We start from the raw sequence: 20,336 nt of genomic DNA on the forward strand, positions 1-20,336 counted from the left end.
CGCTACTTGATGGCCTCGAAGAAGATCGACTCGTCCGGCCGGTTGTCGAGCCGATCGATGTCGGGGCAGATGCCCTCGCGATAGGCCCGGGTATGGGTTTCAGAACAGCCCGCGTCGCGGAACAATGCGGCGAGCGAGGCGCGGGTATATCCCCAGTGATGCGCGAAGGCTGCCTCCCTGCGGCGCTCGATCTCGAACACGCCCTTGAGGAAGGCCTGCGGTGCAGTCGGATCGTAGAGCGCGACGATCCGTTCCATGTCGGGGACGACGATGCGGCATACCCCGCCCGGCGCCAGCACCCGCGCGATCTCGTGCGCCAGGCGCTCGACCTCGTCCGGAAACAGATGCTCAAAGACATGCGCGCTGAACACCGCTGACAGGCTGCGATCCGCGAACGGCAGCGGCTTTGTCAGATCCATGTAGCGAAGCCCTGCGAACTTCCCCTGGCGATGCTCGGCATAGCGGGCGTCGCTCAGCAGGCCGGCGAGATGTAGCGCTCTCGCCGCGAGCGGAAGACGCGCGATCCACAGATGCATCGTGATATCGGTGTTGATCCAGCCCGCGATGCCGCAGTTGAAGGCGCCGATATGCAGCTTCGAGAGCGAACGGCCGGATGCGTCGTCGATCATGTCTGCTCCCGCACCGAATTGGTCAGCACGACAACGGCCACCGATGCCGCGCTGGAGGCCACCATCGCCGCAACCGCCCCCATCACCTGCCAGGCCTCCGCAGCGAAAGGCAGGACGCAGCACAGTGCAACGAGGCCGGCGATCCGGCTCAGCATGAACCGTTGCGGCCTGCCGGTCGCAAACAGCGGCAGCGCGAGCCCGAGCCACACCGCGTCGAGCGCCATCGCGGCCCCCATCAAGGCGAGGCTGCCGGTGCCGACCTCGTAACTCTGGCCGTGGATGACGAGGGCGAGAATGAGCTCGCGGAACAGCACGACCACCGCGCCATAGGCAGCGGCGATCGAACCGAGCAGCACGGCATTTTCGCGTGCAGCAGCGACGACCGCGCTGCGCCGGCCGGCGCGCAGCTCGGATGCGATCTCCGGCAGACGGACGGAGAACATCGTCGCGCAGAACTGGCTGAGCGGTGCGAACACCAGGAGCAGGATCCGCAGCGACGCGCTCGCGTCCAGCCCGATCAGGAGACCACAAACCGGGATCAGCCCGATGCTGCCGATCCAATAGGTGAGCGAGGTCGCGACAAACCAGCGGCCGTTCCTGAACAGCCGCCGCAGCGAGCCGCCGAAGATCCTGGTCTGCGGCCAAGCCAGCTCGCTGGTGTAAAACAGCAGCAGGCTGCCGGCGAGCGCTGCCGAGATCGCGATGCACGCCATCGCCGCCGCAGCGCCGGTCAGCTTGGGCGCGATCATCAGCCCGGCCGAGGCGGCGAGCGCCACACAATAGGTCAGCGACGATGCCACCGCGCGCGGCAGCCGCCCGTCCAGATAGGCGATGCGGCGGAACATGCTTTGCAGCCGAACCGCAGGGATCGCGAGCCCGGTTGCGATCACGAGCCCGCCCGCGGCCCCGCCGATCGCAACGATCACGATACCGGCGACGACCAGCAGCAAGCCAAGTGCCGCCGAGACCAGCAGCGACGACAGATAGAGGCCGAGCCGCAGCTGCGGCCACCGCGATTTCGGGATGCGATGCGCGGTCGCCGGCAGCCCGTCGTCGAACAACCCGCGCAGAAACACCGCCTCGATCAGAATCGAGAACGACCAGGCGACGCTGAACCGGCCGAACGAATTGATATCCAGCACATTGGCCAGCACGATCGTCAGCACGAAGGCCGAGCCGCTGAGCAGCGCCTGATCGACCAGGCCGAGCGCGACATTGCCTCCGGCGCGCCGCAGCCGGCGGAGCAATCCGGTCACAGGACCGGCGATCCGGGTCTGGGCCGCCATTCGATCCAGCCTGTCGGTCAACGCAGTCATGCCTCACTCGCACGCAGTCTGGTGAACGCCCGCCGCGGCGCCATTTGCAGCCGGGCTTCCGGGCCGAAATAGCACCAGAACACCAGCACGCAGCCGAAATAGTTGTGGAGCAGCTGACTGGAATCGTTGGCTGACGCGATCACGACGAACAGCAGCATCGCGAACGGCGCCGGCCAGTACATCCCTCGCCGCTCGAACGCGAAGACGATGGTGTTCCAGAGTGCCTGCGCCAGCAGCAGCATATAGAGTACGCCGCCGATCAGGCCGAACTGGAGGAAGGCATCGAGATAAGAATTCTCGAACGAGCCGAACTCGGTGTTCCATGGCGCCATGCTGGTCAGCTCGTTCACCGGTGAGTTCGGCAGCTCGTTGAAGAATCCCGAGAAGCCGTAGCCCAGCCAGGGATGTTGCCAGAAGAAGTGTGGCCAGACCGCCCACAGGAACGAGCGGCCGGTCAGATTCCCACTGCGGCCGACCAGCCCGTACAACTCGTCGCTCGGCACAGTGAACATGACAAGCGTAACAAAGGCGAGGCCGAGCCAGTAGATCGAGGCAGCTCCCCTGCGCCCAACCACCAGCAGCAGCAGACCGAAAGTCACGGCGAGTGCCGTCAACATGCTGATCAGCGGTCCGGCGGCGCCGGCCGCCGCGAGCGCAAGAAGATGACACCCCATCAGCAACAGCGACCAGCCGAATTGCCGCCGCGGCCCCGCCAGCATGCGTACGAAACAGATCAGCACCATGAGACCGAAGAAGGCGCCCGCGAGATTCTTGTGACCGAACACGCCGGCATAGGCCTGGGTCCCGAGCACGGTCGGCCGATGCAGCGGGTCGTAGTCCCATTGCGAGCCGATCACCGGGAACAGCAGGACGTGAACGATCAGCACCACGATCCCGATCCGGAACAGGGTGTCGACGAGCCGATCGACGGGGCAGCTGATCACGACCCATGCCGAGAACAGCGTGGTCAGGAGATACATCGCGAACTTGATCGACGAACCCGCGGGGTCGACGCTCAGCACCAGCGACACCAGCGCGAAAGCAATGAACGTCAGATAGAGATGCGATTGCAGCATCACGAGGCCGAAGCGTTTCCGGTCGACCGCAATGTGCAGCATCAGCAGGATGTAAAGCAGCAGCCACGCGCCGCGGAACAGCGTGGACTCCCCGGCCCGCTCCGCAAACGAAATGCCCTCGATGAAATTGAACAGGAAGTAGATGCAACCGAGCACCATCACCAGATAGGCGTGCAGAAAGATGTCGGCTCGAAACCCCCATCTGTCTATCATTGCGCGGCTTCCTGCCGGCCCGGCGCCCTCAAGAGATGATCGACCGAGGCTGTAAAGCGCGTCGCGGCGTCGGAAAGCGCATCCTTCCGCACGCTCTGCCGGGCGCGCCGCGACATCGCCTCCCAGCGCGCGGGATGTTCAAGCAAGCCGCGCGCCGCGTCGACCCAGACCTGCTCATCGAGCGCGCAAACCTGGCCATTGTCGTTGTCGCGCACCAACTCGTCGCCCGCTCCGACATGGGGCGACACCAGGCAGGGAACTCCGCACTGCAAGGCCTCGTTGCACACCAGCCCCCACGGTTCCAGCAACGAGGGCAGCAGCAGCAGCCGTGATTGCAGATAGACCTCCGATATGGCCTGCCACGGCACATAGCTGTCGTGGCTGACGTCGATGCCGGCGCCAGCAAGGCGCGCCAGCATGCGCTGCTCGGCAGCGCCGGACCCGACCACGCGCACCTTCAGCTGGGGCACGACCCGGCCGAGCGCGATGGCGACGTTCTCGAAGAAGATCGCGTTCTTGGCATCGTCGTTGATGCGGGCGCACCACAGCAAGTGAAAGGGACGGTCGTGGAAACCCGGGACGGTCTCCGGCGGATCCCATGCCGGCACCAGCGGCACCACGAACAGATCGTCGTCGGCAACGCCCTCATCACGGAAGTACGCCCTACCCTTGTCGCTGCAGCAGACGACCGCGCCGCACTGGCGCAGCAGCCATGGCCGCGCCAGGCGATGATAAGCCGTGTTGGGCATCGTCTCGCGCCAGCCGTCGATCGTCAGTGCAACCGCCCTTCCGTTGGCGCGTGCCCATGCCGCGCCGGCCAACATTGAGGGGTAGAGCCCATTGACGAACAGCAAGTCGGGCGCGAGCGCGTTCAGGGCGCGCCCGATCCCGATATTGAGATGGGTGTGACGCGACCGCGACAGTGGGATCGAGACACCGGGCACCGTGCGCGTCGTGTAGCGCGGCGTGAACGAGCCCGCCCAGGAGCGATCGGCCTCCTGCGCGGTACAGGACAGCACCGCGAGATTGAGCCCACGTCTAACCAGCTCGTTGTAGAGCCGGTTGGTATAGGGTGTGATCATGTTGTTGAAGACGACCACGCGCGGCGCCATGGCTTAGCGGTCCTGCGGCGGCGCCGCGGTCTCGGCGCGCCGGCAGAGCGCCCCGCAATGATAGGTCGCAAGCCGGGTCGCGAGCCCGGGGCTGACCGACAACAGCGACTTCCGCACCAGGCTCTTGGCAATCCCTTTCACCCGCGACGAATGAAAGGCGTGCACCGGCAGGCTGTGATCGTAGGTGCCGAAGCCGGCAACATGGAGCCCCGCGGTCTCCAGCACCAGGCGAAACGTGTCGGGTGTGTAGAAATTGATGTGGCCGATGTCGAGCGTCGATTGCAGCGCGCGGCGATTGGTCCGCGCATGGAGCTCGCACGGCACTTCGAGATAGATGAAATTCCGCGCCACCCGCACCAGCTCGTGCAGGAACGCGCGCGGTTCAGCCACGTGCTCGAGCACGTGGCTGGCATAGACGAGGTCGAACCATCCGTCGGCGAACGGGATCGTTGCGCCGTCATAGCTCGACCAGTGGAACGGCGCCGACGCGGCGCCGTCGGTCTCCAGGTTGGTCGCGGGATCGATGACGTCGATGCCGGTGAAGTCGCGGCCGATCCCGATCGCGGACAGCCGCGCCAGCACGGCACCGGTGCCGCAACCGACCTCGAGCACATTGCCGACACTGGCGGCGGAGGCGCCGAGCAAGCCTGCGATATGATCGGCCTTGTCGACCGCGCAGACGCGGCGCCAGTCGCGCTCCCGCCTCGAATAGACGCCCTCATAATGCGCGTTGTGCTGTCCGATGCTGAATTCCATCGTCATGGTCTAGCCATCGCTGTGGGCGGCATGCCGGCAAGCCAAGCGGCGCGCCGGAGTATCCCGCCTCGTCTCACTCGGTGTAGCCATATCGTCCATAGTGCGCGTTGTAATAGTAGTTCTTGCCGCCATAGCCGCTATAGCGGCTCATCGCGGCGATGTCGGCCTTGTTGAGCACGACGCCGAGCAGATTCTCGTTGACTGCGCGCGCACTGCGCAGCGCCCGCTCGACCACCTGCACCTGAGTCTTGCCCCATTCCACGATGAAGACGAAGGAATCGACGAAGTGCGCGGTGATGCGGACATCGACCACCGGCGTCAACGGCGGGAAGTCGACGATCACGTAATCAAAATGGCTGCGGACACCATCGATGAAATCCTTCATCTGGTCGGAGGCCAGCACCTCGTGCGAATGCGCGATGCGCGACCGCGTGGCGCCCGGCAGGAAAGCTAGGCCGGTCTCGGGATCGCGCCACAGCGTGTCCTGCAGTGTCGCATTGTTCGACAACACGTCCAGAATGCCGCGCTCGGCGTTGGCGGCGATCTTGCGGCTGAGCGAGGGATTGCGCAGGTCGCAATCGACCAGCAGCACGCGCGCCCCGCTCTGGGCGACCAGCTGCGCGAACACGAAGGCCAGCGTCGACTTGCCCTCGTTGGGCAATGCCGAGGTCAGCCCAAGGATCTTCGACGGCTTGGTCACGTTGAGGTCGGCATTGACCTTGATCGAGCGGATCGCTTCCGAGAACCGAGAGAAAGGTGAATCGATCGCCGCCCACAACACCCGCTCATCGCCGCGCAGGATCATGCGCGCGCCGACCGGCAGGTTCGGCCGACCGGCCGCCGGCGCCTTGAGCTGGCTTGGCGAGACGCGGGGAACGATTGCGACGCAATCGGCGTCGAGGATGGTCTCGACCATTTCAGCGGTACGGAACACCCGGTCATAGAGGTCGCGCAACACGCCGAGCGCGAGCCCGGCAATCAGGCCGCCGAGCCCCGAGAGCGCGAGCACGACGAAGGTCTGCGGGTGGCTGTTGCTGAGCGGACGCGAGGCACGGGTGATCACCCGCGCTTCGCTGACCGAAAACGATTGCTGCTGCACATTCTCCATGTAGCGCTGCAGGAAATTGTCATAGAGCGAGCGGTAGGTCTGGGCCGAGCTCTCGAGCTCGCGCAGCGTGACTTGTGCCTGGTTGGTGGATTGCGACTGCGACACCGAATCGTTCACGGCGCGCTCGATCTCGTTCTGCCGCTGCAGGGCGATCGCATAGTCGCTCTTGTAGCTTTCGGCGAGCCGCTTCAGCTCGTCGATGATCGACGACTGGATCTCGCGCATCTGGTTGCGCAGATTGACGGCGGCCAGGTGATTGTAGCCGTAGCGCGACGACCAGTCGGCCTCGCGGTTGGCAAGCTCGAGATATTGCGAGCGCAGCTTGGTGATGACCTGGTTGTTCAGGGTATCGGCAACCGTCGCATCGGGGACGCCGCCCTTCACCACCGCCTCGATGCGGTCGAGCTTGGCCTTGGCGTCGGTGACCTGCGACTTCACCTGGACCAGCTGGGTGTTGAGCTCGCCGAGCTGCTGCTCGTTGAGCAGCTTGCCGCTGGACGTGACGATGTTGTTGGTCTTCTTGTAGTCGAGCACCGCGCGCTCGGCGTTGGATGACTGGGTGCGCAGCTCCTGGATGCGGTCCTGCAGCCAGATGCTGGCGCGGCGGGTCGCCTGATACTTGGAATCGAGCTGCTCGACGATATAGGCGTCGGCAACGGCGTTGGCGATCTGTGCCGCGCGCTCGGGATCGAGCGAGCGGAAAGAGACCTCGATCACATAGGTCATGCCGCGGCGGCGGACGTCGAGCTGCTTCTCGAAGGTGCGGACCGCGCGCCGGGTCCGGTAGAACTCGGTCGGCGGCGTGCTGCGGGTAAACAGGCCGGACACGAAGTCCAGCACCGCTCCCGCCGCACCGGACCTGGAACCGATGAATTCTGGATCCTCGTTGAGCTTGAGGTCGCGGATCACCGCGAGCGCCACGTTCTCCGACTTCAGGATTTCGACCTGGCTCTCGACCGCGGAGGAATCGACCGGGACATCATTTGCCGGCGATTGCGGCTGGACGGCCTGGAATTTGCGCGTGTCGATGATCATCGTGGCGAGCGCGGTATAGCTCGGCGCTGCCGTCATCAGGTAGCAGATGCCGCCGAACAGGCAGAGGCCAGCCGTCCCGAGGATCACCCAGTACTGCCGCAGCAGATAGGTGACGAAGGCGTCGAAGGTTTCCGCGAGCGACGGCAGTTCGGCCGGACGAGTTCGCAGATCGACAGACGTCGAAATCTGGTTGCGCTGAAGCATCTCGGCCTATCGCTGCGCCGGCAGAATGCGTCCTGCCGGGCGCGCCGCCGAAAGACCGCCGGGTCGCTCAAATGTGAACACCGCTATCTCCCTAACGAAAGATAACAGTTAGTTAGCATAGCCAGAGTTATCGTGCCAATTAAAACCCCCTGCCCGACCGCGCCCCAGGCTGGCCCCGCCGACCATTAGCATTCCGCTGTCGAACGCCAGCTCGAGCCCGCTTTCCGACGTTCCTGCCACGGAATTGGGCGTTTCCATTGCACCGTGACTGCACGCCGCTTCATGGCGCCACCGGCCGCATGGCCGACAGATTTGCGACGACCGGGTTAACTCCGGCTTAGGACCCTGTCCGGTAAGATGCGGGTGCAGGGTTTGGTTATGTTATTTGTTTTGCTTGGCAATTTGATCGGCGGCGCCGTACTTGGGCTGCGCCAGCACTGTCTGGTGCTGGTGCCGGTGATGCTTGTGGAACTCATGCTGCTGGCCGCCATCGGCGTAGCGCGCCTCTCGTTGTTCGAGACTGCGCTGCTCATGATCATCGCCATGGTATCGCTGCAGGTCGGATATCTCGCGAGCGCCTTCGCGCCGTTGCTCAGGTCCCGCGCCTCGACCCCACTCATCGCGCTGCGCCGGCCGCAGTAGCGCGTTACGCGGCCGCGCGATCCGGTGACCGATTTCCATTGACCTCGCGGCGGGCCCGGGGCATCCCGCTGGCTTGCGTTCTCATCGTCCGCAGGACCTGCTTCCCAAGGATTTCCCCAAGGATTTGTGCCTCCCGTGTGGAACGTCACGGCTTTCATCCGCATCTTGATCGGGGCGTCGATTCCGGTGGGTCTCCTCGACGCATCGCTCGCCATCGGTCTGGTCGGCGCCGCGACGTCGCTCGGGCTGCTGGCAAGCCTGACCGCGATCCGTCCAGGTGAATTGTCTTTCCTGAAGCGGGTCGCCGGGCCCGCCGTTGCGGCGGCGCTGGTGCCGATGCTCTGGATCATCCTGCAGATGCTGCCGCTGACGTTCTGGGCGCATCCGGTGTGGAAGTTCGCCGGCGAAACACTGGGGACACCGCTCAGCGGCAGCATCACGATCGATACCGGTGCAAGCCTTGGTGCGCTGCTGCTCTGGCTGTCGCTGCTCTCGGTCATAATATCAGCCGCAGCGATCGCGATCGATGCCCGCCGCGCCGACATGGTGGCCCGCAGCATTGCAGCGACCGCGGCCGCAGCAGCGCTGATCCTGCTGTTGTATAGCGATCCGGTCAGAGCCTGGCTTGGCGCGGCCGACGCTGCGCATGACGGGACGGCAAACGGATTCCTCGTCGTCGTTCTCATTGGCGTCCCGCTCGGCCTTGCGCGCGCGCTCGACACCGGCGGATATTTTGGCGGCCGCACGGCGGCCCAGTCGACCCGATCGCGCCGGCTGCTCACCGCCGGCGCAATGTTTTGCGCCGCCAGCGCCTGCTGGTACGGGCGGCGTGGCGCTGCGATCGCGATCGCAGCGGGCATCGCGCTCGTCCTGATGACCTTCGCCGCGCGAAAACTTCATCTGCCTCGCTGGAGCAGCGCCGCCGCTGTAGCTGCAATCGCTCTGATCGCGCTGGTAACGGCAATCGCCAACCGTCACCCCGACGTGGCGCTTGCCATAGCCTTCGCCGATGCGCCGGACGAGCTCGTGCAGTCGACCCAAAATCTGCTTGCCGACCTGCCGGCGCTCGGCGGCGGCGCCGGCACCACAGCCACGCTGGCATCGACCTACATGGACTGGCAAGGCGCGACCGCAAAGCCCGTGGTGGCAACCAGCGCTGCCGCCTTGATCGGGCAATTCGGTTCCGCCATGTTCTGGACTTCAATCGCGGTCACGATCGCAGGCATCGCGGCGTTCACGACCGGCGCACGCAATCGCGGCCGTGACTGGTCGCATCCCGCGGCGGCCGCGGCGGCGTTGCTGACGCTGCTGCTCGCCGCTTTCACCTTGCCGCAATTGCCGGCGCTGCCCGGAGTGATCGTGTTGGGAGCCGTGATCGGAACAGGACTGGCACAGCGGATCAGCCGTTCACGGTTGCAGTCGGGCTAGATCACAAATGCGCAACCTCCTCCGGCGGATGGTCGGCCAGACCGGCGACCTCGAACATGACGAGAGCGACGAGGCCTGCATCTATGCGGTCGGCGACATCCACGGACACGCCGACCTGCTGCACGAGCTCTGCGCGCGGATCGATGCCGATATCCGCACGTCGCGTCCGGCGCTGCCCATCCAGGTGTTTCTTGGCGACTATATCGATCGCGGACCGGATTCGCGCGATGTGATCGCGATGCTCGACCAGCGCCGCCGCACCCACAGCATGGTCTGCCTCCTCGGCAATCACGAGGCCTGCCTGCTGGAGTTTCTCGTCAATCCCGACATGCTCGCGCAATGGCGGCAGTTCGGTGGCTTGCAGACGCTGACGTCCTATGGACTGACGCCGTCGCTCAATCCCGACGCCGCGGAACGGCGTGCGCTCGCGCAGGCATTGGTCCGCCAGATGCCGCCGGCGCATCTCGCCTTCCTGCGCTCGCTGCCGATCAGCTATTCCCGCGGCCGCTATTTCTTCGTGCATGCCGGCGTCAGGCCCGGCGTCGCGCTGAAGCAACAGCGCAAGGAGGACCTGCTCTGGATCCGCGACGACTTCCTGGTGTCGGAAGATGATTTCGGCAAGGTCGTGGTTCACGGCCACACGCCGGTGCAGGAAGCCGAGCTGCTGCGCAACCGCATCAATGTCGATACCGGCGCCTATGCGACAGGCCGCCTGACCTGCGTCAAGCTGGAGGGCGCGCAGCGAACCCTGCTGATGACCGGCAACCGGGCAGCGCGTCATGGCTAGCGCGAAGGCAGACGCGCGGCTGTTGTCGCCGGCCTTCGTGCCGACCGCAATCGTGATTGGCGCTGCGACACTGGCCCTGTCGACCTGGTGGCTCGCCGCCGATGCATTGCGCGGCAAGCCTTCGCTCGCGGCCGGCCTCGGCGTCGTCAGGAGCGAGCTGTGGCTCGCCGACGGCTGGAGCGAATTGCAGACCTCGCCCGAGGCCGCCGAGGCCGCCTTCACCCGCGCGCTGCGGCTCTCGCCGATGGATGCCGGCGGCTGGTTCGGCCTCGCCTGGGCGACCGGACGGTTCGACTGGTTGAACCCGACCGCATCGAAGGCGCTGAAGATGTCCTACTACACCGGCTTCAACCGCGGCGACCTGATCGCGCCGCGCCTGATCCTGCTGGCGCAGGTCGATACCACGCGCGACGTGGAGCTGGTGGATCTGCTGCAGCGGCAAGTCCGCCTGGTCCTCACCCGCGCGCCGGAGCTGAAGGGTGCGATCGGCCAGGCCTATCGCGTGGCGACGGACGCCAACCGGCGTATCATCGAAGCGGAATTCAAGGATGCCAACCAGAACATCCCCGAGTAAGGCGCGTCGGCCTGCCAACGGCCGTCAGGTACCCAACCGTCACACACCGTTGTGACGCAGCACCGCGCCGACCGTGCGCAGCAGGATGCGCAGGTCGAGCATGAAGCTCCAGCTCTTGATGTAGATGAGGTCGTGCTCGACGCGCAGCTGCATATCCTCGATCGCGGGCGTCGCGCCGCGCAGTCCCTGCACCTGTGCGAGACCGGTGATGCCCGGCTTGACGTGCTGCCGCTGCGCATAGCTTGCGATCAGCTTCGAATATTTGTCGTCATGCGCCAGCGCATGCGGCCGCGGCCCGACCAGCGACATGTCGCCGCGCAGCACGTTCACCAGCTGCGGCAGCTCGTCGATGCTGCGGCGGCGCAGCGTCGCGCCGATCCCGGTCAGTCGCGGATCGTTGGCGCGGGCCTGTGTGATGACATCGCCGTCCTCGAGCACATGCATCGAACGGAATTTGAGGATGGTGAATTGCCTGCCGTCGAACCCGTTGCGGCGCTGCCGGAACAGGACCGGCCCGCTGGAGTCGAGCTTGATCGCAATCGCCGTCCCGATCAGAAGCGGCGCGAACAGCACCAGCAGGCCGATCGATGCCACGATGTCGAACAGCCGTTTGCCGGCGCGCTCGAGCGAGGTCAGCGGCGAACGCTGCATTTCCAGCGTCGGCATCGGGCCAGACGCCACCATCCGCAGCGCCAGGAATCGCTCCGCCGTCCGATCCGGCAGCAGCCGCACCGGCAGCGGCGACGCCCGCAGCTGATCGCACACGAACTGGATGCGCGGTTCCTGCTGCCAGGGCATCGCCAGGATGATCTCGTCGGCGCCGCACTCCCGTGCCGCGCGAATGGCCGACGCGACGGCGGTGCGATCGCCCTCGTCGTCGGACAGGCCGGACAACTGGATCCGTCGCACCTCGCTGAGGCCGAAATCGCGCAGCAGGCTCGATTGCCGCATGCGCGACAATTCGTCCGCCATCCCAACCACGACGGCGCGGCGCGTCGCCAGCATGCCGCGGTCGATCGCGCGTTGCAGCGGCGCCTGCAGCAGCGTCCGTCCGGTCACGAGCCCAAGACCGCCGATCAAGCCAAACGACATCACCGATCCGCGCGAGACGCCGGAGCCGACCTTCAGAAGGAAGATGATCAGGGTCATCAGCAGGACCACAAGGAGCCACCCGCCGAGCAGGCTGCTCCAGCGCCGGTCGAGACCGGCCAGCACCTGCGCATGGTAGAGGCCCTGCGACTTCGCCACGAACATGTGAAGGATGGCGGCGAGGACCCCGATCCCTAGAAAGCCCTCGAAGCTGTTGCTATAAATCGTGTGGTAGTAAAACAGGTGATAGGCCGCGCCACCAATGATGCTGGATAACACGACAATGATCATCTCGGAGGCGACGGCAAACGCCTCGAGCGAGACAAATGCGGACGAGAAGGCGCCGAAGTAGACCGGCACTTTCGCCAATCGAGCGTCCGAAAGGTCGGCCATCGGGAATTAACATTCGTGTTAACAATTCACATGTTTAATATCAGGCAGGTCGTGAGCTCGCAAGGCCTGCCGGCAATGTCAGGCAGGGAGCATCCATGAGTTCATCGGCTGGCGAAACCGAGGCCGCGCTGGTGGCGCTGCTTCACTTGATACGCCTGATGGGCGCCGAGCTCGTCGCGGGCCAACACCGCGACGACGTCGAAGTGCTGGTCAAGGCGGTTGAAACCAAGCTGCGATCGGCCCGGTTTCCGGCTGAAATGCCGAATCAGGACATCGTCAAAGGTCTGGACCTCGCACAGGCCAGACTACGCCCGATCCTCGAAGATCTGCGCGCAAGATCAGAGAAAGCGCATCTGAGCGACCAGCTGCTGCTGGCGCCCAGGCCGTCACGTATCCACTAACGGAAGAGCTTCGTCAGCTCTGGACTTCACCGCGGCGAGGCAACCCGCTCCCGCCGCTGGACCTGAGCGCAAGCTTCTCCTCGATCTTCATTTTCTCGAGTAGCAGGTCGGTCACGATCCGCCGCAGCCGTTCATTTTCCAGCCGCAATTCGTCAATACGGGTGGGGACAGGCGGAGCCCCATCCCGATCTTCGGCGTGGGCGGCGAATTCGGCGACAGTACCATTCGCCTGACGGCCGCGTGCCGCCTCCTGCTTACGCCAGCGATGAAATGTCATCACGCTAACGCCCAGCACTTTGCACGCCTGGGCCTGTGACTGCCCCCGCGCCATCAGTTCCTCGGCCTGTTTGACCTTGGAAGTTATCTCGTCAGTTGAATGACGCCTCATTGGTCATCTCATTGCCCCCTAGATTGGCAAACATCGCATGGCCTATAAGCTATATAAATGCAACAGGAAATTCAAATTGAGGATTTCCGCGGGGGCGTTTCGGGAGCCTCGAACTTGCCGTCGGCAGCGCCACATTGCGCGAAGAAATGCCGGAGCTGCAAGCTAGTTAGCGGAATATGTGAGCGATTATTCCCGCGCGGGAGGCTCTGACAGAAAAAGTTATACGACTTTTTGTGTATGAGAAGTTAGTCCTCACAACTGGCGCACCCTTTGCATTGACAAATGAGAACACCCAATCGGTTCTCCGACGGATTGCGAGTGCGCCATGACAGTCGATGACAATTACACCGCAAATCAAGCAAATATTTCGCAAAATTCCAGCGAATTAATCCCGCACCCCATGCAGCCGACGGCTTGCGGGCGGGGCTTCGCAGCGATAGTTACACATGCGTTAAACCTCGTCAGAACCCCCGCATACTCGAAAAACTTCCGCGCTCCGCACCTTCATAGCTCGACCTCAAAGTTGTTAATTAGGCGCTTTGCTACCGTTAGTCATCAGGCGGAAGCCACAAACCGCCCGATCATCCACGAACAGTCCAGCGCTGACGCCATTCAGAGCCCACCTCTGATCAACACTTTTTGCGAGGATCGAACCTATGGCGCATCTCAAGGTCTTCGAAGGGAATCAGTCAGCATGCAGCGAGGCGAGCGATGCCTTGGAACGCCTTGTCGCCGAGAATTTCGAGTTGCGAAATACGGCCATCGAGCTCGTGTTGCAGACCTGGATCCTGCGTGAGCGTCTTTCTGACGTCGTGACACGCAGCGCCATGCGGCAACACTGACTGTATCGCCCTCGCCGGTGCCGATTTGCGCGAAGAGCCGCGGATAATCTGATCGTGCCGGAATTCTTGCTCGATCAGATTTTCGATTTTAGATTGAATTTGCGCACCCTCTCGCCCATTGGCTTGGATGTGGCGGCAATTTCTGCTCGGCGAGAGAATAGGCTGACGGACTTTAGCTGTGGTGAACCCGGCGCAATGCGACGCGTGGGGCGTTCTGCTCATGCGACATGCCGAACGAACGAGAGGCGGCTGGACGCTCATGGATTTCACGCAACGCGGCGATATCAAGCATCAGCGCAACGACTTCGTTGCGCAGCGACTGATTGGTCGCGAGCAACGCCTCTTCGATCGGCTGATGCGAATGTTGAACTTTGTGCTGCTTCATGGCGCGCCCTCGCTCTGCGGTTAAGGGTATGAGCGATGTGATTGAAGTTTCGATGACAGTGTTAGATCACACACATGGAATGCGGTTAATGGGGCAGGTTTGCGACGAACGTGGCTCCGCGCTAAATTTTCTCAATCAGGTTCCACAACCTGATCGCGAAATGTTCGATCGATGGTCTTATATGTGTCGTCGCGATGGGATGTCGACGGCAGCGACGAGGCGCGCGACCGAAGAGCGCAACCGGAACGGACCGCGAGGCGCGACCAAGAGCATGAAATCATTTGACGATCGTTGATCGCCGCGATCGCGCGTCGAAACCGGCGATGCGCCTGCGGGCAATCACAATGTCGCCGCGTCAAAGGCCGGGACTTGGTACGGTGTTCCCGCCTCGAACCAGATATTCCACCAGACACAGCATGCACACACTAAATCTGCTGCTTTCGATCGATCAGTTTTCTTGTCGCGCATAACAGGTTAAACCGGGCAGCATGGATCGCGGTGTCTTCTGCATTGATCATAGAATGTTTCGATCCGTTTCGAACATCGAGGCCGCGCAGACGTGAGCGCTCGGACCGCCTGGCAATGTGGCGAACGAATCAACGCCAATATCCGATCATGGAAGATATTCGCCTCGACCGCGGGCGAACGCGACAACGCTGTTCTAATTCAAAATGAGTGGTAGTGATGCGTTCGGCTTCAGCAGAAGCAGCGAAATGCATTCGCGCTCCTATCTCACATGCGCCTGCACGATTTGCCGCGCGGACAGCGGATTCGACCAGCCGCCATAAGCATCGCTAATTCGCAACGCGCGTGACGATCGCGCGCTATTCGATTTGGCGGCTTGTCGTCGGCCGTCTTGCCATCATTGGCGAGGCAGTTGTTGCAATAGGTTGCGCAAATCCTTCGCCGCGTCCCTCTGCCGCCGGAAGCAGGATTGCCCGACTGTCGCGACCGAAACGCCCTCGCGATCAAAGCATTCAGGCGCGTGCGACCTGGGCATCGATCGCGTGCACTGGAACGATTGCGCTGGACATGATCGCCGCTGACGCGAACGCAAAACCATCGATAACTCTCGTTGCCGCACTCCGTTCCACGCCGAGCCCGGTTTTTCACGAGCTGGAATTCGCAAACGGCGCACTACGTCCGATCGACGTCGTGGTAAGCACGATACCAGGCGACAAATTCGGCAATGCCGTCCTCGATCCGCGTCTGCGGCCGAAAGCCGATCTCACGCTCCAGATCGGAAACGTCGGCCGACGTCTCCAGGACATCCCCAGGTTGCATTGGCAACAACTGCTTTTCGGCCTGCCGGCCGAAGCCCTGCTCGAGCAGTGCCACTACGTGCACCAGTTCTTCCGGCCTGGAGTTGCCGATGTTATAGATACGCCACGGCGCCTTGCTCGAACCCGGATCGGGATGCGCTCCCGACCAGTTGACGTCGCCCTCGGGCGCGCGGCCGATCAGCCGCACCATCGCCTCGACCACGTCATCGACATAGGTAAAGTCGCGCCGCATGTTGCCGTTGTTGAACAGCTGGATCGGCTTCCCGCTTGTGATCGCATCCGCAAACGCATAGAGCGCCATGTCCGGCCGATACCATGTCCCGTACACGGTGAAGAACCGCAGCCCTGTCGTCGGGATGCGGTAGAGGTGGCTATAGGAGTGAGCGAGCAGCTCGTTGGCCTTCTTGGTAGCCGCATACAGGCTGACCGGATGATCGACGTTGTCGTGGACCGAGAACGGCAGCTTGGTGTTGGCGCCGTAGACTGATGATGACGACGCAAACAGCAGGTGCCGGCACGCAGTATGCCGGCAGCCCTCGAGGACGTTGAGGAAGCCCTCCAGATTGGAATCCATGTAGGCGTGCGGATTCTGCAAGGAGTAGCGCACGCCGGCTTGCGCCGCGAGATGTACCACGACCTCGAAGCGATAGCGCTCGAACAGCGCCTTCATCCCGGCACGGTCGGCGAGGTCGAGCTCCAGGAAGGTGAAGCCACGGTGCTGCTTGAGCAGATCGAGCCGCGCGCGCTTGAGCGCGGGATCATAATACTGGTTGAGATTGTCGATGCCGATGACCGGCTGCCCTGCCCGCAGCAAATGCTCCGCCAGATGGAAGCCGATAAAGCCGGCGCAGCCCGTGACGAGTAGATTGCCTGCGATCACCACGTTTTGCCTGTGCCTTTCGCTGCGCCGGACCGGCCGCACACGCCGTCGGGAGCGGGCCGCAGCCTCTGGCTTCGCGTTGCGGCCGCGGGGCGCGTCAGTTGCTGGCGGCCGGAGGTTTGTAGTCCGGAAAGCGGCTCAGGACCGCGGCCTTCATGAACTTGAAGTGCGCAATCTCGGTCGCCAACTCCTTCAGCCGACGCTGGCCGTTGGAGATCTCGGCGTCAAACAGGTCTTGATGATAGTTGTCAAGCGCCTCACGCTCCAGATATTCGTCGGTGCCGTTTCCCAGCGTCACCGCCGCGCGGGCCAGAACATCGTCGACACGGCGGCCAAGGCCGGATTGCTCGCTCTCGGCTGCCTGCAACGCGGCCTCAATCGCGGCCATGATCGATCCGATCCGGGCGCGATCGGTCTCGGCATCGCGCTCGGCCGAACGCGCCTTGAAACCTTCCTCGCCACGCCGCGACCTGATCAGGTCATGCGCGCGAGCCCGCAAAAACAGCTGAAACATCTGTCAGTATCCGGTTCGGGCCCACTCAGGCAGTATCGCTTAAAATCGCCCGGTCTTAGTTAAAAAATGGTGAATTGCCGCCTTGCCCGGCCCTCAGGTCGGCCTTCCACTTGATCCAGGCCTTGTCGTGCTTGTCATAGAGCTCGAGCCAGCGCCCCTCGACGGCCGACGGCATCAGTTCCGCACCCGAGGCTTCGCCGCCCAGCACCGGCAGCGAGGTGTCCAGTCCTTCGAATTCCGAGGTCTCTTCAAGCGTGAGACCGACCAGCACGCGCCGTCCACTGACATCGACGACATACCGCCTTGGCGAATGCCCCCTGAGATCACTCATGCGTGCAGGTTCCCTCGCGATGCGCAGGCCAGCGGCTGCACCCGGCCGGCACGCGAACCTGGCCCGGCTGCCGCATTGAAGACAAGATGACCGATTGCATGTCGCCCGCCAATCCCAACTCACGACACCGCGCTACCTCTGTCGAGCTAGCCCGCTAGAATGCGCGGCGCATGTGGCCGAATGCGGTAACCGGCTGTTCCCGTTTCGACGGTCTGGCGGCTGACGGCGCCACATACGGCGCATAGATCCGGTATTGCGCGCGACGCTTGCGCGAGCGCCACGCGCGCGCGGCGAAACCGGAGAAGAAGCCGGCAACGAACGCCGCCGCAAGGATGAGTACAGGAGAAAGCATCACATTCGCCCATGTTAGACTTGATGTTATTAACATTCGAAGTTGTGACGACATCATGATTGCGTGCGCCGAAAGAATATTCAGCCACGGGAATTTTATGTGCAATCGAACGGCGCAACAATAACCAGGCGCCCACATCGGTTGTTCTCGAGAGCGAGGCGCCTCAGGAGAACCACCACAGCATGAATCTCAGGAACATCGAGCTGAGCAGATAAATCCACCCTGCCATCGCCAGCAGCGTCAGTCCGACGAACGCACCTGAAACGCTTCTCTCCTTGAGGCGCGCCAGCAGCGAGTGCTTTTCTTCTTGCGGATAGAACATCTCAAGCTCAAGAGGTATCTGATTCAAATCAGCTAGCAGCCAATTTCGATGATCTCATGACGGGTCACGGCAGCTACGCGCCCCGCACGTCACATGTCTCCGCTGCAAGATCTCGTGAAGGCGCGGGCCGTCGCAGAGACACGTCTCGCCATAAAAGTCTTGGCTCGGGAAATTCAGCTCGACAGGGTCAGCGATCAACTCCCGCGATCGAGGGGTCCGTGCGCCGGAAATTTCTCTTGCATGAAATTCTTGCATGAAATTCGATTTGCGCCGCGGATCGCGCGTCGCGGACCGAGCCGCTCGTCGAGCCCGGCACAGCCATGCCGGCACACGCAGGGTGGCCCTGGCGAGGCGCAGCCGTGAACCACCGCATGTCACCAGGCGCGTGCCCGCCGCATCTCAGTCCAACGATCAAGACCTCGCATGCGGAAAGACCCCCGCTCGCAGCGTTACACCCGGAAGAAGGCAAACCAGACAATTCCGAGGATCAAGACTGCAAGTCCAATGGAGGCCGTGAGCAGCGCGAGAACCGAAGGTCCGGGTTCGGCCTGGCGCGCCTCGGTCGGGGTTTCGGTGATCTGACCGTGTCGTTCAGTTGCCATGGTGACCTCATTGCTTAAGTGCCTGAAACTCCGGCGATTGCCGCTCCCCTTCGCAAGGCCAACGCGTGATCCGAAGCGATGTTCCGAGCGGTCCGGCGGCCTTCCGCCAGCGCGTCAAACGCGCGCAGCCCGAAGCTACGGTTAACGCCGTTGCGAGATTCACCGCGCCGCGTTGTTTCAAACCGGGGTTCCCGGTGTTATCCTTCACGTTCCGTCGGTTGCGTAATCGGAGTTTTCCCTATGGCCCCCCGCGCCAACTGGAAAGGCTTTTTGCGCCTTTCGCTCGTGACTTGCCCGGTTGCCCTGTACCCGGCGACGTCGGACACCGAGAAGGTCTCCTTCAACCAGATCAACCGCAAGACCGGCCACCGGATCAAATACGCCAAGGTCGACGCGGAGACCGGTGAGGAAGTCGCCGCCGACGACATCATGAAGGGCTACAAGGTCGACACCGACACTTATATCGAGGTCACCAAGGAAGAGCTCGACGACATCGCGCTGGATTCGACCCGCACCATCGAGATCGACGAATTCGTGCCGCGCAGCGAGATCGACAGCCGCTATCTGATCCGCCCCTATTATCTCGTTCCCGACGGCAAGGTCGGTCACGATGCCTTCGCGGTGATCCGCGAGACCATCCGCAGCATGGACAAGGTCGCGATCGGCCGCGTCGTGCTGACCAACCGCGAGCACATCATCGCGCTCGAGCCGCTCGACAACGGGCTGATGGGCACGCTGCTGCGCTACCCGTATGAGGTGCGCAGCGAGAAGGAATATTTCGACGATATCCAGGATGTGAAGATCACCAAGGATATGCTCGATCTCGCCAAGCACATCGTCGAGCAGAAATCCGCCGAGTTCGATCCGGAGGAGTTCGAGGATCGCTACGAGCAGGCGCTGATCGATTTGATCAACCAGAAGCGCAACGGCATCAAGATCGCCAAGCCCGCGGCGAAGGCGAGCGGCAATGTCATCAACCTGATGGACGCGCTGAAGAAGAGCCTCGCCAACGAGAAGCAGGCCGCGCCCGCCAAGGCGGAAGCAAAGGCGGCGAAAGGCAAGAAGCCGAAGAAACGCATCGAGGGCCAGCGCGAGATGCTGCTGCCGATCTCGGGCAGCGGCAAGCGCGAGCCCAAGGAGGCCGTCAAGCCCGAGCCGAAGAAGGCCGAGAAGGCAACGCGCGCACAAGGCAGCGCGGCGCGCAAGAAGGCGGGTTGAGGTCGCGGCGCTGCCGCAGGGCGCCGACTACATCTTGAAACTATGGGAGGACGCCCGGCGGGAGGTGCGTTGGCAGACCGCGGCCGAGCATCTGATCAACGCGGCAGAACCAGGTGCCGGCTGGCTGATGTTCGCGCATCGCGATGCTTCGCGCGCCGAATGGAGACGGCGGAGGAAACTGAATCCGAAAGTGAAGCGTGTGTCCGGCGATGCTACTTGAATGCCGAACTGACGGCAGTGAATTGGCCGCTCACAGTGGTGCCGATGCCTTTGACGCCGGCGACGATCACAATGCTGATGCCGCCGGCAATGATGGCGTATTCGATCGCCGTCGCGCCGACGTCATCACGCAGAAATCTTGCAAGCAACGCGCGCATGGAAAGCTCCTGTCCGACGCCCGCGGCCCTTTTCTCCCGCGCCGTAGTAATATGCCAGCAAAACTAGGCCACATTGGTT

At 63.2% G+C, this 20,336-nt stretch carries 23 protein-coding genes; 7 read left to right on the top strand and 16 right to left on the bottom strand.

The genetic code is table 11. The features are described from left to right. Positions 1-2 precede the first annotated feature (2 nt). From AKN83_RS06220 to AKN83_RS06245, 6 genes are all read right to left on the bottom strand, one after another. Positions 3-629 (bottom strand): class I SAM-dependent methyltransferase, encoded by a 627-nt coding sequence (locus AKN83_RS06220; protein ID WP_050404955.1) that lies wholly within the window; start codon positions 627-629, stop codon positions 3-5. Continuing rightward, positions 626-1,945, bottom strand: coding sequence for an MATE family efflux transporter (locus tag AKN83_RS06225; protein WP_050404956.1), 1,320 nt, complete (start codon positions 1,943-1,945; stop codon positions 626-628). Before AKN83_RS06225 ends, AKN83_RS06220 begins: the two co-directional genes overlap by 4 nt. After that, the gene (locus AKN83_RS06230; RefSeq protein WP_050404957.1) at positions 1,942-3,234 is read right to left on the bottom strand and encodes an O-antigen ligase family protein; all 1,293 of its coding nucleotides are present in this window, start codon (positions 3,232-3,234) and stop codon (positions 1,942-1,944) included. Before AKN83_RS06230 ends, AKN83_RS06225 begins: the two co-directional genes overlap by 4 nt. Beyond that, positions 3,231-4,346, bottom strand: coding sequence for a glycosyltransferase family 4 protein (locus AKN83_RS06235; RefSeq protein WP_050404958.1), 1,116 nt, complete (start codon positions 4,344-4,346; stop codon positions 3,231-3,233). Before AKN83_RS06235 ends, AKN83_RS06230 begins: the two co-directional genes overlap by 4 nt. Before the next feature lie 3 nt (positions 4,347-4,349). Continuing rightward, positions 4,350-5,108 (bottom strand): class I SAM-dependent methyltransferase, encoded by a 759-nt coding sequence (locus tag AKN83_RS06240; RefSeq protein WP_050404959.1) that lies wholly within the window; start codon positions 5,106-5,108, stop codon positions 4,350-4,352. 67 nt (positions 5,109-5,175) lie between these two features. Next, a complete protein-coding gene (locus tag AKN83_RS06245; RefSeq protein ID WP_050404960.1) occupies positions 5,176-7,449 on the bottom strand; it encodes a polysaccharide biosynthesis tyrosine autokinase in 2,274 nt (757 codons plus the stop codon). Positions 7,450-7,806: 357 nt separating this feature from the next. Between AKN83_RS06245 and AKN83_RS06250 the strand changes: the two genes are divergently transcribed. The 4 genes from AKN83_RS06250 (at position 7,807) to AKN83_RS06265 (ending at position 10,880) form a co-directional block, all read left to right on the top strand. Beyond that, positions 7,807-8,091: a hypothetical protein gene (locus AKN83_RS06250; RefSeq protein ID WP_157113229.1), complete on the top strand. Its 285-nt coding sequence runs from the start codon at positions 7,807-7,809 to the stop codon at positions 8,089-8,091. A gap of 135 nt (positions 8,092-8,226) precedes the next feature. Next, positions 8,227-9,519, top strand: a complete 1,293-nt coding sequence (locus AKN83_RS06255) for a hypothetical protein (protein ID WP_050404962.1) — start codon at positions 8,227-8,229, stop codon at positions 9,517-9,519. A 7-nt stretch (positions 9,520-9,526) separates the two neighbouring features. Further along, a complete protein-coding gene (locus AKN83_RS06260; RefSeq protein WP_083991945.1) occupies positions 9,527-10,306 on the top strand; it encodes a metallophosphoesterase family protein in 780 nt (259 codons plus the stop codon). Beyond that, positions 10,299-10,880 (top strand): hypothetical protein, encoded by a 582-nt coding sequence (locus tag AKN83_RS06265; protein WP_050404964.1) that lies wholly within the window; start codon positions 10,299-10,301, stop codon positions 10,878-10,880. The genes AKN83_RS06260 and AKN83_RS06265 overlap by 8 nt, the downstream gene beginning before the upstream one ends. Positions 10,881-10,919: 39 nt before the next feature. Here the strand turns inward: AKN83_RS06265 and AKN83_RS06270 are convergent, their stop codons facing one another. Further along, positions 10,920-12,362 carry an undecaprenyl-phosphate glucose phosphotransferase gene (locus tag AKN83_RS06270; protein WP_050404965.1) on the bottom strand — a complete coding sequence of 481 codons (1,443 nt, stop codon included), beginning with the start codon at positions 12,360-12,362 and terminating at the stop codon, positions 10,920-10,922. A gap of 95 nt (positions 12,363-12,457) precedes the next feature. Between AKN83_RS06270 and AKN83_RS06275 the strand changes: the two genes are divergently transcribed. Beyond that, the gene (locus AKN83_RS06275) at positions 12,458-12,763 is read left to right on the top strand and encodes a hypothetical protein (protein WP_050404966.1); all 306 of its coding nucleotides are present in this window, start codon (positions 12,458-12,460) and stop codon (positions 12,761-12,763) included. 13 nt (positions 12,764-12,776) lie between these two features. On the opposite strand, the gene AKN83_RS06280 is transcribed toward AKN83_RS06275, so the two are convergent. Next, the gene (locus AKN83_RS06280; RefSeq protein ID WP_050404967.1) at positions 12,777-13,151 is read right to left on the bottom strand and encodes a helix-turn-helix domain-containing protein; all 375 of its coding nucleotides are present in this window, start codon (positions 13,149-13,151) and stop codon (positions 12,777-12,779) included. Positions 13,152-13,807: 656 nt separating this feature from the next. Here AKN83_RS06280 and AKN83_RS06285 point away from each other — a divergent pair. Further along, complete coding sequence (locus AKN83_RS06285; RefSeq protein WP_050404968.1) at positions 13,808-13,993, top strand: hypothetical protein; 186 nt, start codon at positions 13,808-13,810, stop codon at positions 13,991-13,993. Positions 13,994-14,165: 172 nt separating this feature from the next. On the opposite strand, the gene AKN83_RS38155 is transcribed toward AKN83_RS06285, so the two are convergent. The 7 genes from AKN83_RS38155 to AKN83_RS40465 all read right to left on the bottom strand — a co-directional run bounded on the left by AKN83_RS38155 (position 14,166) and on the right by AKN83_RS40465 (position 18,662). Then, a complete protein-coding gene (locus tag AKN83_RS38155; RefSeq protein ID WP_083991946.1) occupies positions 14,166-14,378 on the bottom strand; it encodes a hypothetical protein in 213 nt (70 codons plus the stop codon). Positions 14,379-15,515: 1,137 nt separating this feature from the next. Next, entirely contained in the window at positions 15,516-16,544 is a 1,029-nt protein-coding gene (locus AKN83_RS06290; protein WP_430641495.1) for an NAD-dependent epimerase, read from the bottom strand. A 94-nt stretch (positions 16,545-16,638) separates the two neighbouring features. Then, a complete protein-coding gene (locus AKN83_RS06295; RefSeq protein ID WP_050404969.1) occupies positions 16,639-17,055 on the bottom strand; it encodes a hypothetical protein in 417 nt (138 codons plus the stop codon). 55 nt (positions 17,056-17,110) lie between these two features. Next, positions 17,111-17,386 carry a hypothetical protein gene (locus AKN83_RS06300; protein ID WP_050404970.1) on the bottom strand — a complete coding sequence of 92 codons (276 nt, stop codon included), beginning with the start codon at positions 17,384-17,386 and terminating at the stop codon, positions 17,111-17,113. Positions 17,387-17,540: 154 nt separating this feature from the next. Further along, positions 17,541-17,738: a hypothetical protein gene (locus tag AKN83_RS06305; protein ID WP_050404971.1), complete on the bottom strand. Its 198-nt coding sequence runs from the start codon at positions 17,736-17,738 to the stop codon at positions 17,541-17,543. A gap of 163 nt (positions 17,739-17,901) precedes the next feature. Beyond that, positions 17,902-18,060, bottom strand: coding sequence for a hypothetical protein (locus AKN83_RS40460; RefSeq protein WP_172803494.1), 159 nt, complete (start codon positions 18,058-18,060; stop codon positions 17,902-17,904). Positions 18,061-18,509: 449 nt separating this feature from the next. Continuing rightward, positions 18,510-18,662, bottom strand: a complete 153-nt coding sequence (locus AKN83_RS40465; protein WP_172803495.1) for a hypothetical protein — start codon at positions 18,660-18,662, stop codon at positions 18,510-18,512. A 240-nt stretch (positions 18,663-18,902) separates the two neighbouring features. Between AKN83_RS40465 and ku the strand changes: the two genes are divergently transcribed. After that, complete coding sequence (ku, locus tag AKN83_RS06310; protein ID WP_050404972.1) at positions 18,903-19,880, top strand: non-homologous end joining protein Ku; 978 nt, start codon at positions 18,903-18,905, stop codon at positions 19,878-19,880. Positions 19,881-20,092: 212 nt separating this feature from the next. On the opposite strand, the gene AKN83_RS06315 is transcribed toward ku, so the two are convergent. Next, positions 20,093-20,257, bottom strand: a complete 165-nt coding sequence (locus tag AKN83_RS06315; protein WP_050404973.1) for a Flp family type IVb pilin — start codon at positions 20,255-20,257, stop codon at positions 20,093-20,095. Positions 20,258-20,336 lie beyond the last annotated feature (79 nt).

This window comes from Bradyrhizobium embrapense, from assembly GCF_001189235.2.
GTDB lineage: Bacteria > Pseudomonadota > Alphaproteobacteria > Rhizobiales > Xanthobacteraceae > Bradyrhizobium > Bradyrhizobium embrapense.